Annotated in this window: 13 protein-coding genes; 1 reads left to right on the top strand and 12 read right to left on the bottom strand. The window is 42.9% G+C overall.

Features of this window, described 5'->3' with window-relative positions; all coding sequences use genetic code 11:
• Window positions 1-14 precede the first annotated feature (14 nt).
• The 8 genes from gatC to ACOZ9X_RS15495 form a co-directional block, all read right to left on the bottom strand.
• Window positions 15-305 carry an Asp-tRNA(Asn)/Glu-tRNA(Gln) amidotransferase subunit GatC gene (gene gatC / locus ACOZ9X_RS15530; RefSeq protein WP_066390841.1) on the bottom strand — a complete coding sequence of 97 codons (291 nt, stop codon included), beginning with the start codon at window positions 303-305 and terminating at the stop codon, window positions 15-17.
• A gap of 392 nt (window positions 306-697) precedes the next feature.
• Window positions 698-952 carry a YciI family protein gene (locus tag ACOZ9X_RS15525; RefSeq protein WP_423418987.1) on the bottom strand — a complete coding sequence of 85 codons (255 nt, stop codon included), beginning with the start codon at window positions 950-952 and terminating at the stop codon, window positions 698-700.
• A gap of 89 nt (window positions 953-1,041) precedes the next feature.
• A complete protein-coding gene (locus tag ACOZ9X_RS15520; protein WP_423418986.1) occupies window positions 1,042-1,398 on the bottom strand; it encodes a DUF3905 domain-containing protein in 357 nt (118 codons plus the stop codon).
• 234 nt (window positions 1,399-1,632) lie between these two features.
• A complete protein-coding gene (pruA, locus tag ACOZ9X_RS15515; RefSeq protein ID WP_423418985.1) occupies window positions 1,633-3,180 on the bottom strand; it encodes an L-glutamate gamma-semialdehyde dehydrogenase in 1,548 nt (515 codons plus the stop codon).
• Between the two features lie 468 nt (window positions 3,181-3,648).
• On the bottom strand, window positions 3,649-4,860 hold the full coding sequence (locus ACOZ9X_RS15510; protein ID WP_423418984.1) for a CamS family sex pheromone protein: 1,212 nt from the start codon (window positions 4,858-4,860) through the stop codon (window positions 3,649-3,651).
• Between the two features lie 42 nt (window positions 4,861-4,902).
• Window positions 4,903-6,909 (bottom strand): NAD-dependent DNA ligase LigA, encoded by a 2,007-nt coding sequence (ligA, locus tag ACOZ9X_RS15505; RefSeq protein ID WP_423418983.1) that lies wholly within the window; start codon window positions 6,907-6,909, stop codon window positions 4,903-4,905.
• A gap of 21 nt (window positions 6,910-6,930) precedes the next feature.
• Window positions 6,931-9,171 carry a DNA helicase PcrA gene (pcrA, locus tag ACOZ9X_RS15500; RefSeq protein ID WP_423419192.1) on the bottom strand — a complete coding sequence of 747 codons (2,241 nt, stop codon included), beginning with the start codon at window positions 9,169-9,171 and terminating at the stop codon, window positions 6,931-6,933.
• Between the two features lie 67 nt (window positions 9,172-9,238).
• Window positions 9,239-9,931 (bottom strand): heptaprenylglyceryl phosphate synthase, encoded by a 693-nt coding sequence (locus ACOZ9X_RS15495; RefSeq protein ID WP_423418982.1) that lies wholly within the window; start codon window positions 9,929-9,931, stop codon window positions 9,239-9,241.
• 153 nt (window positions 9,932-10,084) lie between these two features.
• Between ACOZ9X_RS15495 and ACOZ9X_RS15490 the strand changes: the two genes are divergently transcribed.
• On the top strand, window positions 10,085-10,624 hold the full coding sequence (locus ACOZ9X_RS15490; RefSeq protein WP_423418981.1) for a GNAT family N-acetyltransferase: 540 nt from the start codon (window positions 10,085-10,087) through the stop codon (window positions 10,622-10,624).
• Here the strand turns inward: ACOZ9X_RS15490 and ACOZ9X_RS15485 are convergent.
• From ACOZ9X_RS15485 to ACOZ9X_RS15470, 4 genes are all read right to left on the bottom strand, one after another.
• Window positions 10,621-11,151, bottom strand: a complete 531-nt coding sequence (locus ACOZ9X_RS15485; RefSeq protein WP_423418980.1) for an NAD(P)H-dependent oxidoreductase — start codon at window positions 11,149-11,151, stop codon at window positions 10,621-10,623. The two genes, ACOZ9X_RS15490 and ACOZ9X_RS15485, sit on opposite strands and share 4 nt — an antisense overlap.
• Before the next feature lie 300 nt (window positions 11,152-11,451).
• A complete protein-coding gene (locus ACOZ9X_RS15480; protein ID WP_197191951.1) occupies window positions 11,452-11,874 on the bottom strand; it encodes a MarR family winged helix-turn-helix transcriptional regulator in 423 nt (140 codons plus the stop codon).
• 330 nt (window positions 11,875-12,204) lie between these two features.
• Window positions 12,205-12,510, bottom strand: a complete 306-nt coding sequence (locus ACOZ9X_RS15475) for a YerC/YecD family TrpR-related protein (protein ID WP_066242834.1) — start codon at window positions 12,508-12,510, stop codon at window positions 12,205-12,207.
• Window positions 12,511-12,527: 17 nt separating this feature from the next.
• Window positions 12,528-13,544 carry a DUF3048 domain-containing protein gene (locus ACOZ9X_RS15470; protein WP_423418979.1) on the bottom strand — a complete coding sequence of 339 codons (1,017 nt, stop codon included), beginning with the start codon at window positions 13,542-13,544 and terminating at the stop codon, window positions 12,528-12,530.
• Between the last annotated feature and the right edge of the window lie 41 nt (window positions 13,545-13,585).

The raw sequence follows: 13,585 nt of genomic DNA, 5'->3' as shown, positions 1-13,585 counted from the left end.
CGTGGTCTTTCCTCCTACTCCAAAATGTTCGGAACTTTAAACTGGCCATCTCTTTCTGAAGGCGCATTTTTCATCGCCTCATCCACTGATACAGAATTTCTCACTTCGTCTTTGCGAAGGATATTCTTCAGCTCCAGAACGTGCGTAGTCGGCTCCACGTTATCTGTATCGAGTTCGTTCAGTTCTTCAGCAAACCCGATGATCTTATCTAATTGTTCAGTCAGCAATTCGGCTTCTTCCTCCGTAACCGCTAACCTGGCTAAATGCGCCACGTGCTTCACTTGATCTTTCGAAATTCGAGACAAGCATGCCACCTCCAAGACTTTCTATACGAAAAGTATTATTCTGATGATAACAAAAAGCTTGCTGTATAAGCAACTTGAGGACGGAACATTCACGAAATTGAGTTATTTTTATGGAGTATTTGTGGGATTGTGTGTTGTTTGCGGGATGTGAGCCCGTTTTACGGTACGTGTTTTTATATTTATTACGCGTTCACCGGTGAATGGGTTGTTTTCACCTGAGAGTGTTGGGTTACCACCTGAAAAAGTCCTGTGAGCACCGCTGTGACGCTTGTAACCACCTGAGATCGCACTGATTTCACCTGAAGCCCTCACTTACGCCACATAAACAGCTCTCAAAATAGAAAAAAGAATCTACTTTTACGTAGATTCTTCCGTTATTGATGATCAGATCTTTAAATTCCCCACTCATGAAGTTCTAAGCGGCGCACGCCTTCTTTTACGTAAGGATCTTCTTCTGCTAATTGTTTCGCTTCATCTAATGATTCAACTTTATAAACGACCATACCGCCTGCTCCGTCTAAGAATGGTCCTTTCAGATGAACTTTATCATGTGCCACAAGCTCTGCTAGGTAATCTAGATGAGCCTGACGGAACTCTTGATTGAGCTCTGGTTTTTCCATATGTAAAATTGCTGCAAAATATGCCATGTGTGTTACCTCCCTCATCGTTACTCTCATCTTACTATAGTCCACTCCAAGCACAAAAGAAAAACATCCGGTGAGGAAAACCAGATGTCTTAATCTTTACCGTAGCTCGAGTCTTTTGTTGGATGGCGTAACATTCCTTCTTTTGGAGGTGCTTTCTTTTCGATGAGGTCGCGGTTCATGTTCGTGTTCCAACCGATATCATTGGTCGGATGCACCCACTCTTCCCCTGCCATTACTTCTGGATTTGTGTCTTTACTCCAGTTGTTCAGTGGTGAATTCTCTGAATCGTAGAAGCTATCTCCGATTACGACACCATGCTCGTTTACAAACGGCGCTTCCATCTTCGTTCCTGTACCTTTAAAATCAGGCGAACTGATCTGATGAGGCAACGTTTCATCGAGATCTACTTCAGGAACACTCTTCTTTGGCTCTTTATCTTTTGACATCTCAACACCTGCTTCCATATCGTTATACGATTAACTTTTCCTGAAGCGGCGTGTACAATCCCTTTTTGTTTGCAGATTGTGTGAAGACTTATAAATTTTTTTGAGGACTTATAAAAAAATTTGAAGACTTATAAAATTTTTTCAAGACTTATAAATTCTGATGAAGACTTATAAATGAAAAATACACACATAAAAAAACCCTTTCTCAAACGAGAAAGGGCACATTTTTAAAAATTAAAGTGTTTCTGAAGTTGTTTTTGCTTGCATGTGAAGTGTTAGATAGTCTGGTCCGCCTGCTTTCGAGTCAGTTCCAGACATGTTGAATCCGCCAAACGGCTGGTATCCAACGATTGCACCTGTACATCCACGGTTGATGTAGAAGTTACCTACGTGGAACTCTTCACGAGCGCGCTCGATGTGCTCACGGTTGTTTGAAAGAAGTGCACCTGTAAGACCGTAATCTGTGTTGTTCGCAATTTCCATCATGTGATCGAAGTCACGAGCTTTACACACAGCTACAACTGGTCCGAAGATTTCTTCTTGCATCAAACGAGCTTTCTCATCAACATCAGCAAAGATTGTTGGCTGGATAAAGTAACCTTTAGAGTCGTCGCCTTCTCCACCAGTCATCAGACGGCCTTCTTCTTTACCAATTTCAATGTACTTCATGATTTTGTTAAAGGAAGCTTGATCGATTACCGGCCCCATATAAGTTCCAACTTCTTCAGGGCTGCCCATTGTTAAAGTCTTAGTAAGAGCTACAGCTTTTTCTAAAACTTCGTCATACACGTCTTGATGAATAACTGCACGAGATCCAGCAGAACATTTTTGTCCAGAGAATCCGAACGCAGAGTAAACGATTGAGCTAGCTGCTAATTCAAGATCAGCATCACGGTCAACAACAACTGTGTCTTTTCCACCCATTTCAGCGATTACACGCTTCAGCCAGATTTGGCCAGGGTGAACTTTTGCTGCGCGCTCATAGATACGGCAACCAACTTCACGAGAACCTGTGAACGATACGAAGCGAGTTTTCGGGTGGTCTACTAAGTAGTCACCGATCTCAGCACCGCTACCAGGTACATAGTTAAGTACGCCTGCAGGAAGTCCTGCTTCTTCCATCACTTGTACGAACATTGCTGCAATAATTGGCGTTGAGTTCGCAGGCTTTAACAATACAGTGTTACCTGTAACGAACGCCGCTGCTGCAGTACCTGCCATAATCGCAAACGGGAAGTTGAATGGAGAGATAACGATACCTACTCCAAGTGGGATATAGCTAAATTTATTAATTTCGCCGTCACGGCTTACAACTGGTTGTCCAGCTTTAAGCTTGATCGCTTGGCGTGCATAGTATTCTAAAAAGTCAATCGCTTCAGCTGTATCAGCGTCAGCTTCTTTCCATGGCTTACCTGCTTCTTTTGTAAGCATAGCGGAGAATTCATATTTACGGCGGCGGATGATCGCTGCTGCACGGAACAAGATGTTCGCGCGGTGCTCAGGATCCCACTTTTTCCAAGATTCAAAAGCTGTTAATGCAGCTTGCATCGCTTGCTCAGCGTGATCTTGAGTCGCTTTGGAAACAGATCCAATCACTTCTTCTTTGTTAGCTGGATTTATAGAAACAATCTTTTCGTCTGTCGTGATCTTTTCACTGCCGATAACAAGCGGAAACTCCGTACCAAGCTTTGAGTTAATTACCTTTAACCCTGCTTCGTAAGCTTCCTTGTTTGCAGGAACTGAAAAATCCATAAATGGTTCATGACGGTATTCACGTGTCATAATAAATTCCCCTCCTATTAAAGCGTTTTCATTATTCGGTTTCCCACGTTCATTCTACATGAACATAGCGGTTTGTTCAAACAAACTGATAATAGTCAGAATTCTTTATTTTAAAGGGATGTCGTGCATCTTTGTATCTTTTTTCTTTGTAGTGAATGATTAATGAATTTTCCCTTGATTTGTTTAGAAGATTTAGGTGTTATACGAATAAATATTAGTTTTGCTCATCTTGAAGTATATTTTCATAGATTTCTAAAAACAGTCGTTGAAAGTGGTTCACTTTGTTCAATTTAGTTCCGTTTTGTGTTGCGGGGAGCTGTCTTCAGGTGGTCGCCGTGCAATTTCGGGTGCTCACATGCACGTACCGTAAAATCACAAAACCACAGTGCGGGCTGCATCCCCGGGAACCTCTCACCTTGCACAACAAAAACCCACTAACCATAAAGGTAGTGGGCTTTCAAAAAATCCTTATTTACGATAAATATGCACGAACGGTTCTTCTTGTGTAGTTTCGTCCTTCACGATAAGCGCCTCTGGCTGATCAACGGCTGAACCGATATATACTTCTACCGGCACATTCGGAAGCTCACCTAGTGCGGATGTTGCTACGAACTGGGTAAAGGAGATAATTTCTGCTTTACCGCGGAACTGAACAGGAATCTCAATCGTCAATCGCTCAAGGTTACCATCTTTATAGTAACCTTTCCCGATCACCCCGATATAGTTAGGGAAATATTCTTGAACCTTTGATTTAAAGGTAGTGAACTTTTCGTAGTCACTTCGTTTCTTTTTAGAAGCAGCGTCAGATGGGAACAGCACATAATCTTCATCTACATCTTCCCATGAACTTACCGAGCTACTTCCTTTTTTCACTACCCCTGAAGCAAAGAAGTTTCCAGGCGTTACAGAATCACGCTCTTCTTCTTGATAAAGAGCAAATACGATCGGCACATCTTTAAGCTTTGGATCTGTGCGCAAACGACTTGCCACTTGTCCGGCGATCTTCTGTGCTTCTTGTTTCACTTTATCGCGCTGGAGCTTCACTTCACCAGGGTAGATCAAGCCTTGTTGGTTAACGTCATAATAATAGGTTGAGTTAAAGGATAAACCGATTACCACACCACCAAGCTTTACTTTTCCATCACCGCTTTGAACAAGATAGTTGTGCTCAAGAACATAAGAAAGATACTTAGGGTTGTTCTTGTTTGCTTCTAGCATCTTATCTTTATAGCCAGGGTCACCTTCGTCTACTTTTACACCTAGCTTCGGATTCAATCCTGTTTGGTCTAGCTTGCTCTTACTTTTTCCAGGTTCGTCATCTGCTCTTTTCAGCCAGTTCGTAACCGTTGGCTCATTCAAGATCTGTCCTTCTTGGAAAAAGTACTTGTCTGTACTGAATGTGTCTTGAGCGATACGCATTAAGCCCATCTCAAACTCGTTGATATCAAGTCGGTTATCAACGCCATAACGAATTACACCACGGGCACCACCTGGTTCAAACGGAAAAATACTTCGGTAGTACTTTTCACCGGTGTTAATCTCCCCTGTAATAATCGCTTTTTCATCTTTTTTGCCCTTTTCTTGCACGATCTTTTCTTCTTTTTCCAGCTCATCGCCACCCCAGCAGCCGGTCAAAAGCAGTAAAGTACTTAAGAAAAGGAGCCCAACCCGTTTCATCATCACGGACACTCCTCTAGTATTGTTGGTTAGCTCTCGCCAATCTTATTTGTTAAGCTCGTCCACCAATTTTTGCTCATCCCAAATCACAATGCCTAGCGTCTTCGCTTTATCAAGCTTAGATCCAGCATCTTCTCCTGCGATCAGCATATCTGTATTCTTACTCACGCTTCCTGTTACTTTCGCTCCTAAGCGCTCCAATTTTTCTTTTGCTTCATTACGAGTCAAAATAGATAGTTTACCTGTTAACACCACCGTTTTCCCTGCAAACGGTGTATCCAGATCTTCAACCTTTACAAGCTTCGGACCTTTGTATTCCATGTTCATGCCTAAAGACTTAAGCTCTGCTACGAGCTCGTGTACTTCTGGCTTTGAAAAATAAAGCAGGATAGAGTCAGCCATCTTTTCACCGATCTCTTCAACAGCTAAGAGTTCCTCTTTAGAAGCACTCATTAATCCATCCATCGTTTCAAAACGCTGCGCGATTGTCTTTGCAGCTTTCGCTCCGACATGACGAATGCCAAGCCCGAACAGCAGACGCTCTAAAGAATTTTCTTTCGACTTTTCAATTGCTGCAAGCAAGTTGTCTACCGACTTCTCGCCCATACGCTCTAATTCTAACAGTTTCTCGCGCTCTAGCTTAAACAAATCCGCAAAGTTTTGAATTAATTTTTCTTTGAATAACTGTGCGACTACCTTTTCACCAAGCCCATCAATGTTCATGGCGTTTCGCGATACAAAGTGAATGAATCCTTCTCGAATCTGTGCCGGACATTGCGGGTTCAAACAACGCAATGCTACTTCACCGTCCAAACGCTCTAGCTTGCTGTCACACTCTGGGCATTCGGTCGGCATATTAAAATCGATCTCATCACCAGTTCGGCGCTCCGTGATTACATTCACGACTTCAGGGATGATGTCGCCCGCTTTTTTTACTACAACATAATCGCCGAGCTTGATATCTTTTTCACGAATCAAGTCTTCATTATGTAACGAAGCACGCTTTACCGTCGTTCCCGCTACTAACACAGGCTTCAGCAGTGCAGTAGGTGTTACAACACCCGTCCGTCCAACGTTCAACTCGATACCTTCTAGCTTTGTTACTACTTCTTCAGCTGGAAACTTGTACGCGATCGCCCAACGCGGGTTCTTCGCCGTGAATCCTAGTTCCTCTTGCTGATACAACGAATTTACCTTAATTACGATCCCGTCAATTTCGTATGGAAGGTCTGGACGCTTTTCTTGCCAGCTGTTCACATATTCAATAACTTCTTCGATGTTCGCGCACTTCTTCCACTCTGGGTTCGTTTTGAAACCTAAGTGGCTTAAGTACGTTAAGCTTTCGTCGTGCGAATCGACCGAATGTCCTTCAAGCTTTCCTACACCATAAAGAAAAATATCGAGGTTACGGCTCGCGGCAATCTTCGGATCGAGCTGACGTAAAGATCCAGCTGCTGCGTTCCGTGGATTCGCGAAAAGCTCTTGGCCTTCTTCTTCTCGATGTGCGTTCAGCTTTTGGAAAGATTTTTTCGGCATGAAAGCCTCGCCTCGTACTTCGAGCATCACATCTTCTTTTAACTTAAATGGAATAGAACGGATCGTTTTTAAATTATTCGTAATATCCTCACCGATTGTGCCGTCACCGCGTGTAGCTCCACGAACGAAACGACCATCTTGATACGTGAGGGATACGGCTAGACCGTCAATTTTGAGTTCGGCAACATACGATACGTTCGAACCTACACTATCTCTTACACGGCGGTCAAAATCACGAAGATCTTGATCATTGAAGGCATTGCCGAGGCTCAGCATCGGTACGGTATGTTCCACTTTTTCAAAAAAGTCCAAAACAGCACCGCCTACACGTGATGTAGGCGAGTGCTCGTCATGAAGTTCTGGATGATTGTTTTCAAGTTCGATCAGCTCTTTCATCAGCTGGTCATATTCAGCATCAGGTACAGACGGCTTGTCTAGTACATGATATTCATAATTATATTTTTCTAGCATTTCCCGGAGTTCCAGGATGCGTTCCTTCGCTTGTTCTTCGTTCAACCCGTTCCACTCCTTCTTTTCTTACGCTTTTTCAATCGGGGCAAATTTAGCAAGCAGTCTTTTCACACCTACAGGCTGCGGAAACGCGATGTCGAGTTCCATGGAATCTCCTGAACCACGCATACTTACGACCGTTCCTGTTTCCCATTTACGGTGCTTGACCTTGTCGCCTACTCTCCATTCCAGTTTCTCCCCACCAGAAGATTGATAGACAGGTGTAACCATTTTCTTTTTCGGTGCCATGAACGATGGCGTTGATCCTCCACCAGAGCGTGCACTTGCTCCCCACGGAACAGATGGTTTTTCTTTTACTTCTGTCTCGATAAGGTCTTCAGGGATTTCACCGATAAAACGAGATTCTGGATTTGTTGTCGTACGTCCATAAAGGGTGCGCATTCTAGCATTCGTTAAGAATAACTCTTCTTCTGCACGTGTGATTCCAACGTATGCCAGTCGGCGTTCTTCTTCCATCTCATTCTCTTCAAAAAGAGCACGACTATGCGGAAATACACCTTCTTCAAGTCCCATCAAGAAGACCATCGGAAACTCCAGACCTTTTGCAGAGTGAAGGGTCATCAGAACAACAGATTCTTTCGGTTTGTCATCTGCTGCATCTTCATCGAGCTTATCAATATCTGCAACAAGAGCCAGGTCAGTTAAGAAGGCAATTAGTGATTTATCATCTTGTTTCTTTTCAAAATCTTGCGTAACTGAAATAAACTCATCGATATTCTCTAGACGGCTTTGTGCTTCAATCGTTTTCTCTGTTTTTAGCGCATCACGATAGCCCGTCTTGGTAAGCACTTCTTCTGTTAGTTCAGTCACAGAAAGAAATTCCTGCTGACGCGTCCAGTTCGTAACAAACTCAGAGAACTCTCTTAAAGCGTTTGTTGCACGTGCACTAAGTCCAATCTGTTCCACTTCTTGAAGCGCTTGATACATGGAGAGATCATTGTTAGTCGCATACTGTGCCACTTTATCCATAGAAGACGCACCGATCCCGCGTTTCGGTACATTTACGATACGCTGCAGAGAAATATCATCGTCTGGATTCGAAATCAAGCGAAGATACGCTAGGATGTCTTTGATCTCTTTTCTGTCATAGAACTTTGTACCGCCGACGATATTGTACGGAATGTTGGATTTGATCAAAACTTCCTCAATCACACGAGATTGAGCATTCGTTCGATACAGGATCGCGATATCATTATACGAACGTTTGCCTGATGATACAGCTTCACGAATCTTACCTGTTACGTAATAGCTCTCTCCTTGCTCATCATCACCTTGGTAATACGTGATACTTGCACCATCCGTATTATCTGTCCAAAGATTCTTTGGCTTACGGTTCATGTTGTTCTCAATCACTTTATTAGCTGCTTGAAGAATCTTTTTCGTAGAACGATAGTTTTGCTCTAAAAGGATAACTTCAGCATCGTTATAGTCTTTTTCAAACGATAGAATGTTCGCGATATCCGCGCCGCGCCAGCCATAAATGGACTGATCTGAGTCCCCTACAACACAAAGGTTGCGTAATCGATCAGCCAGCATCTTCACTAGCATATACTGCGCCCTGTTCGTATCTTGATACTCATCAACATGAATATATTGAAACTTGCGTTGATAAAACTCAAGCACTTCAGGTACTTTTGCGAAAAGCTGGATCGTCGTCATGATAAGATCGTCAAAATCTAACGCCTGATTCTTGCGAAGTCGCTTTTCATAGCCTTCATAAACTTCTTGAACAACACCTTCAAAGTGCCCGTTCGCCACTTTTGCAAAATCTGCTGCTGTTTTTAATTCGTTCTTTAACGAAGAGATCGCACTTAAAATTCCGCGAGGTTCATATTTTTTAGGATCGTAGTTCAAATCTTTCAATACAGCTTTTACAACAGACAATTGATCTGTCGCATCTAAAATCGTAAAGTTACGGTTAATTCCGATTCGATCGATATCACGGCGTAAAATTCGTACGCACATGGAGTGGAACGTAGAAATCCAGATCTCTTCTGCTACTGGTCCTGTAATTCTTGCGACCCTTTCCTTCATCTCTCGTGCTGCTTTATTTGTAAACGTGATCGCTAGGATATTCCAAGGTGCCACTTCTTTTTCCATCATTAAATAAGCGATACGGTGAGTTAACACTCTCGTCTTACCGCTTCCCGCACCAGCCATCAATAACAACGGCCCGTCTGTATGTTTTACTGCCGCTTTCTGCTCAGGATTCAGTCCTGATAATAGCTTTTCAATCATTTGATGCATACTCATTCTTCATTCACCGCCCGAACATATATTCTTATTTTTATTCTCACTCATTTTTGAGATTTTATCAACTTTTACCTTTAACCGCTTTAACAGTTTCAATCGCAGCTTTTAAGTCCTCATAAATAACGTTCCCGACAACAACTGTATCCGCGAACTCTGCCATCTCTTTCGCTTGTTCTCCCGAATAAATGCCGCCTCCATAATAGAGGATCGTGTTTTCAAGCACGTTTTTTACTTGGCGAACGATATCAACATCACCATAAGTGCCGCTGTATTCCAAGTAAAAGATCGGAAGCTTAAACATTTTTTCGGCCAAGCGGGCATATGCTACAACATCATCTGCCGAGAGTTCTGTGTTGGCACTCGACCGTTTTGCCGCCTCACAATCTAGATTTAAGATGCAATATCCTTCAGTTAGAATCTCGTCCCAGTTCATGATGTCACCAAATTCTTTCAACGCTTCAGTATGAAGCCCCGTAATGAAGGTAGCATCTTTTGCATTTAATACAGTAGGAATATAGTAAAAATCGAATCCTGGTGTAAGTGATTCGATATTAGATACTTCAAGCACACAAGGAACCGCATATCTGCGAATTCGTGACATAAGGTCTAACGTGTTATCTAATGTAATGCCACTAGATCCCCCAACGATAACAGCGTCCGTTCCGCTCTCACAGATCAGCTCAAGGTCACTGTCACTGATCTCTTTATCAGGGTCTAGCTTAAACACATGCTTCCATTTTCGATAATCAAACATTGTGTTCTTCCTTTCATATTTAAAAACACCCGTGCTTGCTTTTTTACAAGCCAGTTCTGTACTTCTGCATTATAACAAAAATAAGGTTCTCACTCTATGATTCATCATGTGGAAAGATTGTGAAGTTCATACTGCTTTTTGGGAGGAATGGCTATGCTTATGTGGCATATCGACGATGAAATCATGCTAAAACAAGCAGACATTAAAGAATCTGACACCATCTATAGAATGTTAGAAAAATCACGTCAACATCTTGGACCGTGGATAAGTTGGGTCGATTACACCCAATCAAGCGGTGAGATGCGGCAGTTTATTAAAACGGTGAACAAAAAGATGAAAGAACAAACAGACGTTGTTCTTTTTATATGGTATCGCGGACAAGTAGCAGGCTCTGTTGCTTTATATGATATTAAGTGGCACAACCAGTCGGGTATGCTTGGTTATTGGGTAGGATTAGGATTTGAAGGTCATGGAATCGCACAGCGAGCGGTAAAAGGAATGCTTATGTATGCTTATTACACGCTGATGCTGAATCGCGTGGAGCTGCGTGCTGCGGTTCAAAATGATAAAAGCATCAAGCTCGCCCGCCGACTAGGCTTTCAAGCTGAAGGCGTTGTCAGGCAGGCAGAATGGATACGAGGAAGCTGCCGCGACCAAGTCCAGATGAGCTTGATGAAGAATGAATTTCATTAAATTTCAGGGTTCAAAACGTATGAGATATAGTTCTGCGCGCTTTGTTCAACGGCTTCCTCTGATGCGCGAATTGCACTATGGAAGACGAACGGCGTGATATAACGCGTTCCGATTAAATTAGATGTGGCTTGGAACGGACGAAGCAGTTCGCTCATCGTATAGTGGTTGTGACCTCCCGCTTTGTAAGAGAAGTCTGGGCCTCCTGTTGAAATAGCTAGTACTAGCTCTTTTCCATGTAATGCGTCGCCTCCAGGCCCATAAGCCCACCCGAACGCTAGCACTCTATCTTGCCATTCTTTTAAAAGTGAAGGTGAGCTGTACCAGTAGAACGGAAATTGTAGAACGATACGATCGTGCTCCAACAACATACGCTGTTCTTCTTCAACGTTCATTTTACCGTCTGGATATAGATCATAAAGTTTTCGAACCGTAACATGCTCTTGTTTTTCTATTTCCTCTGCCCATCTTTTATTTACTGTAGAGTTCTGTAGATGAGGATGTGCGATAATGACGAGTGTTTTTTTCATTGATAGATCTCCTTTTTATTAGGCTCTTTTTCGTGTACATATACAGGGGTGCTCTTGAAAGTAGTTGATCTCCACTCCAGGTTGCTCGCTTTCCGCGGGGCAGGCGGTGAGCCACATTCGTACGTTTCACTCTTAAGTGTCTCACCTGCCCGCCTGTCCCGCAGGAGTCTCGCACCTTCTGCTCCAATCAACTTGCAAATGAAGAGAAGAAACAAAAATGCTGTAGAAAAGAGCCTTATATTAAAATTTATTATAATCATTTGCTTGTACAAACAACTTAAACGGTAAAGAAGAGAGCTCTTATGATTCGAGCTGCCCTGCTGCTAGATGCGTTGCTTTTGTGAGTGCTTTTCCCTCTTCTTCTCCTAAAAGATCGGAATACGTTCGATAAAGATCTTTCCAAGCTTTTTCGAGATCTGTTTGAATTTCCGTTCCTGCTTGTGTCGGATGGATGTGCGACATCTTGCCTTGCACTTTACGCTCTGCAAGTCCCTTTACAACAAGCTTGTCCACGAATCTTGTGATCGTACTTGGTGTCATGTGAAGTTCCTCCGCCAATTCCGATTGAGAGATTCCAGGTTTGTCGTTCACAAGCATCATCATAAAGCCATGGGTTGGCGTAATTCCTGTCGGTCGAAAAGATTCCTCAGCCATTTTGGAAATAACGCGAGAAAGTTTGTTCACAGTAAAATATAAGCAGTTTTCTAGATACTTTTCGGGCATTATAGCACCTCTTTGCAATCGTTAATGTTGTTTGTACATACAAATATAGATGGTGATAGAGTTTCTGTCAATATTTTGAGTATATAAGGGTGCTTGGCAGCTGCCAAGCTTACATTTTACTGTTTTACAGGGTAGAAAAAACCGCGCTGAGCTTCAATCCTAAAGTTTTTGCTCTTAATCCACGAGTTTTAGTGTTGAATCCAAAAGTTTTTACAGATTATCCACGAGTCTACAATCCTCGACATCTATCGACAGCCCCCAAACTCTTCCCGCTACACTACCCTCACAAAAATACAAAAAAACCCACCACTCAGGCAGGTTTTTCTCTCATTATTTTGCTTCTTCCTCTTCATGAACGCGATCGAGCACCATCGCGTATGCGTCGTTTCCAAAGTTCAGGCAACGTTTTACACGTGAGATGGTTGCGGTGCTCGCACCTGTTTCGCTCTCGATCTTGTGATAGGTTTTTCCTTCACGAAGCATACGTGCTACTTCTAGTCGCTGTGCCAAAGATTGAATCTCGTTCATCGTACAAAGGTCATCAAAGAATCGATAGCATTCTTCCATATCTTTTAGCGATAGAACAGATTCAAAAAGCTGATCTAATGCTTTTCCTCGTAATTTATCAATTTGCATGAAACATGCACTCCTTTTTATTGCATCTTAACCGAATCTGTCGTTCCACTCGGTACAATGTTAATCCATGTCTTTCCTGGAACAAACGCTCCACCGTCCGGAACAATTCTTCCATTTTCGTTTTTCCACGAAATGTTTTGTGCGACACCATTCTGAATCAGAATCGCATCTCCGCCTGACGTTAAGTTGATCTCTCGTCTGCCGGCATCATCGATTACCCGGTGAGCCGCTTCAACAATGAATACATTGCTTACCGTAATGGGTGTTTCGGTCTCACGATCTATCGTTGGTTCATTGTTGCTGCTTCTCGCGTACGTCTTCTTTTTAGCAGAGTACGTGAATCCTACTGTTTCCCCACCTGGATAAGAGATCTGAATCTCGTTTGCAGGCGCACCCTCTATGGCTTTAGCACTTTTCGAGGTTAAGAACGCAAGCATATCAAGATCATCTGACTCATCGGCGCCGATCTTCTCCATCCCTTTTTGAATATTTTCATAGGTGATATAAGAGTTGTGAGGCGCTTTTCTAAAATCAGCTCGATTGAAAAGAATTCCATCGTAATCCATTCCGTTCAAGTGATCGATCGTCCCGCTATAGAGTATCTCTTTCGCCTCTGGACTGAACCCGTGTGCCACGAATAAAGCATGATAGCCACGTGAAAGCTCGATGTAATAATCTCTCGCGCTGCGAACCGGTCCTACTACTTCTGGCATTTCACTTTGGAAGATTGCTAAAAAGCGTGTAAGTTCTCCCTCAGCTAATACTTCGTATACGATATCAGCTTTATGAAGTCCTGATTGCGGGCGTGCTTTCGGGTGGTTGTTCACCATGACCGAAATCGCGCGATGATCTACCTCTTCATTCGTACCCAAGCCAGTGAGTGGATAAACAGAGGAAAACTCCTCTTTTTTTGAATCCGTCGCTTCAGCTTTATCTACTTTACCTTCTTTTAATACTTTATCTCTTGCGTCTTTACATGCAGACAGCGTTAATACCGTGATCATCGCCATCAAGATGATGTACCACTTTTTCATTGGGCTCACTACCTTTGTATCGTATTATTTTGCCCAATCCT

It is taken from the genome of Fictibacillus nanhaiensis (genome assembly GCF_049537595.1).
GTDB classification, from domain to species: Bacteria; Bacillota; Bacilli; order Bacillales; family Fictibacillaceae; genus Fictibacillus; species Fictibacillus nanhaiensis_F.
Note: the sequence above shows the minus strand (reverse complement) of the source record. Positions and strands in the feature narration are given on the sequence as shown.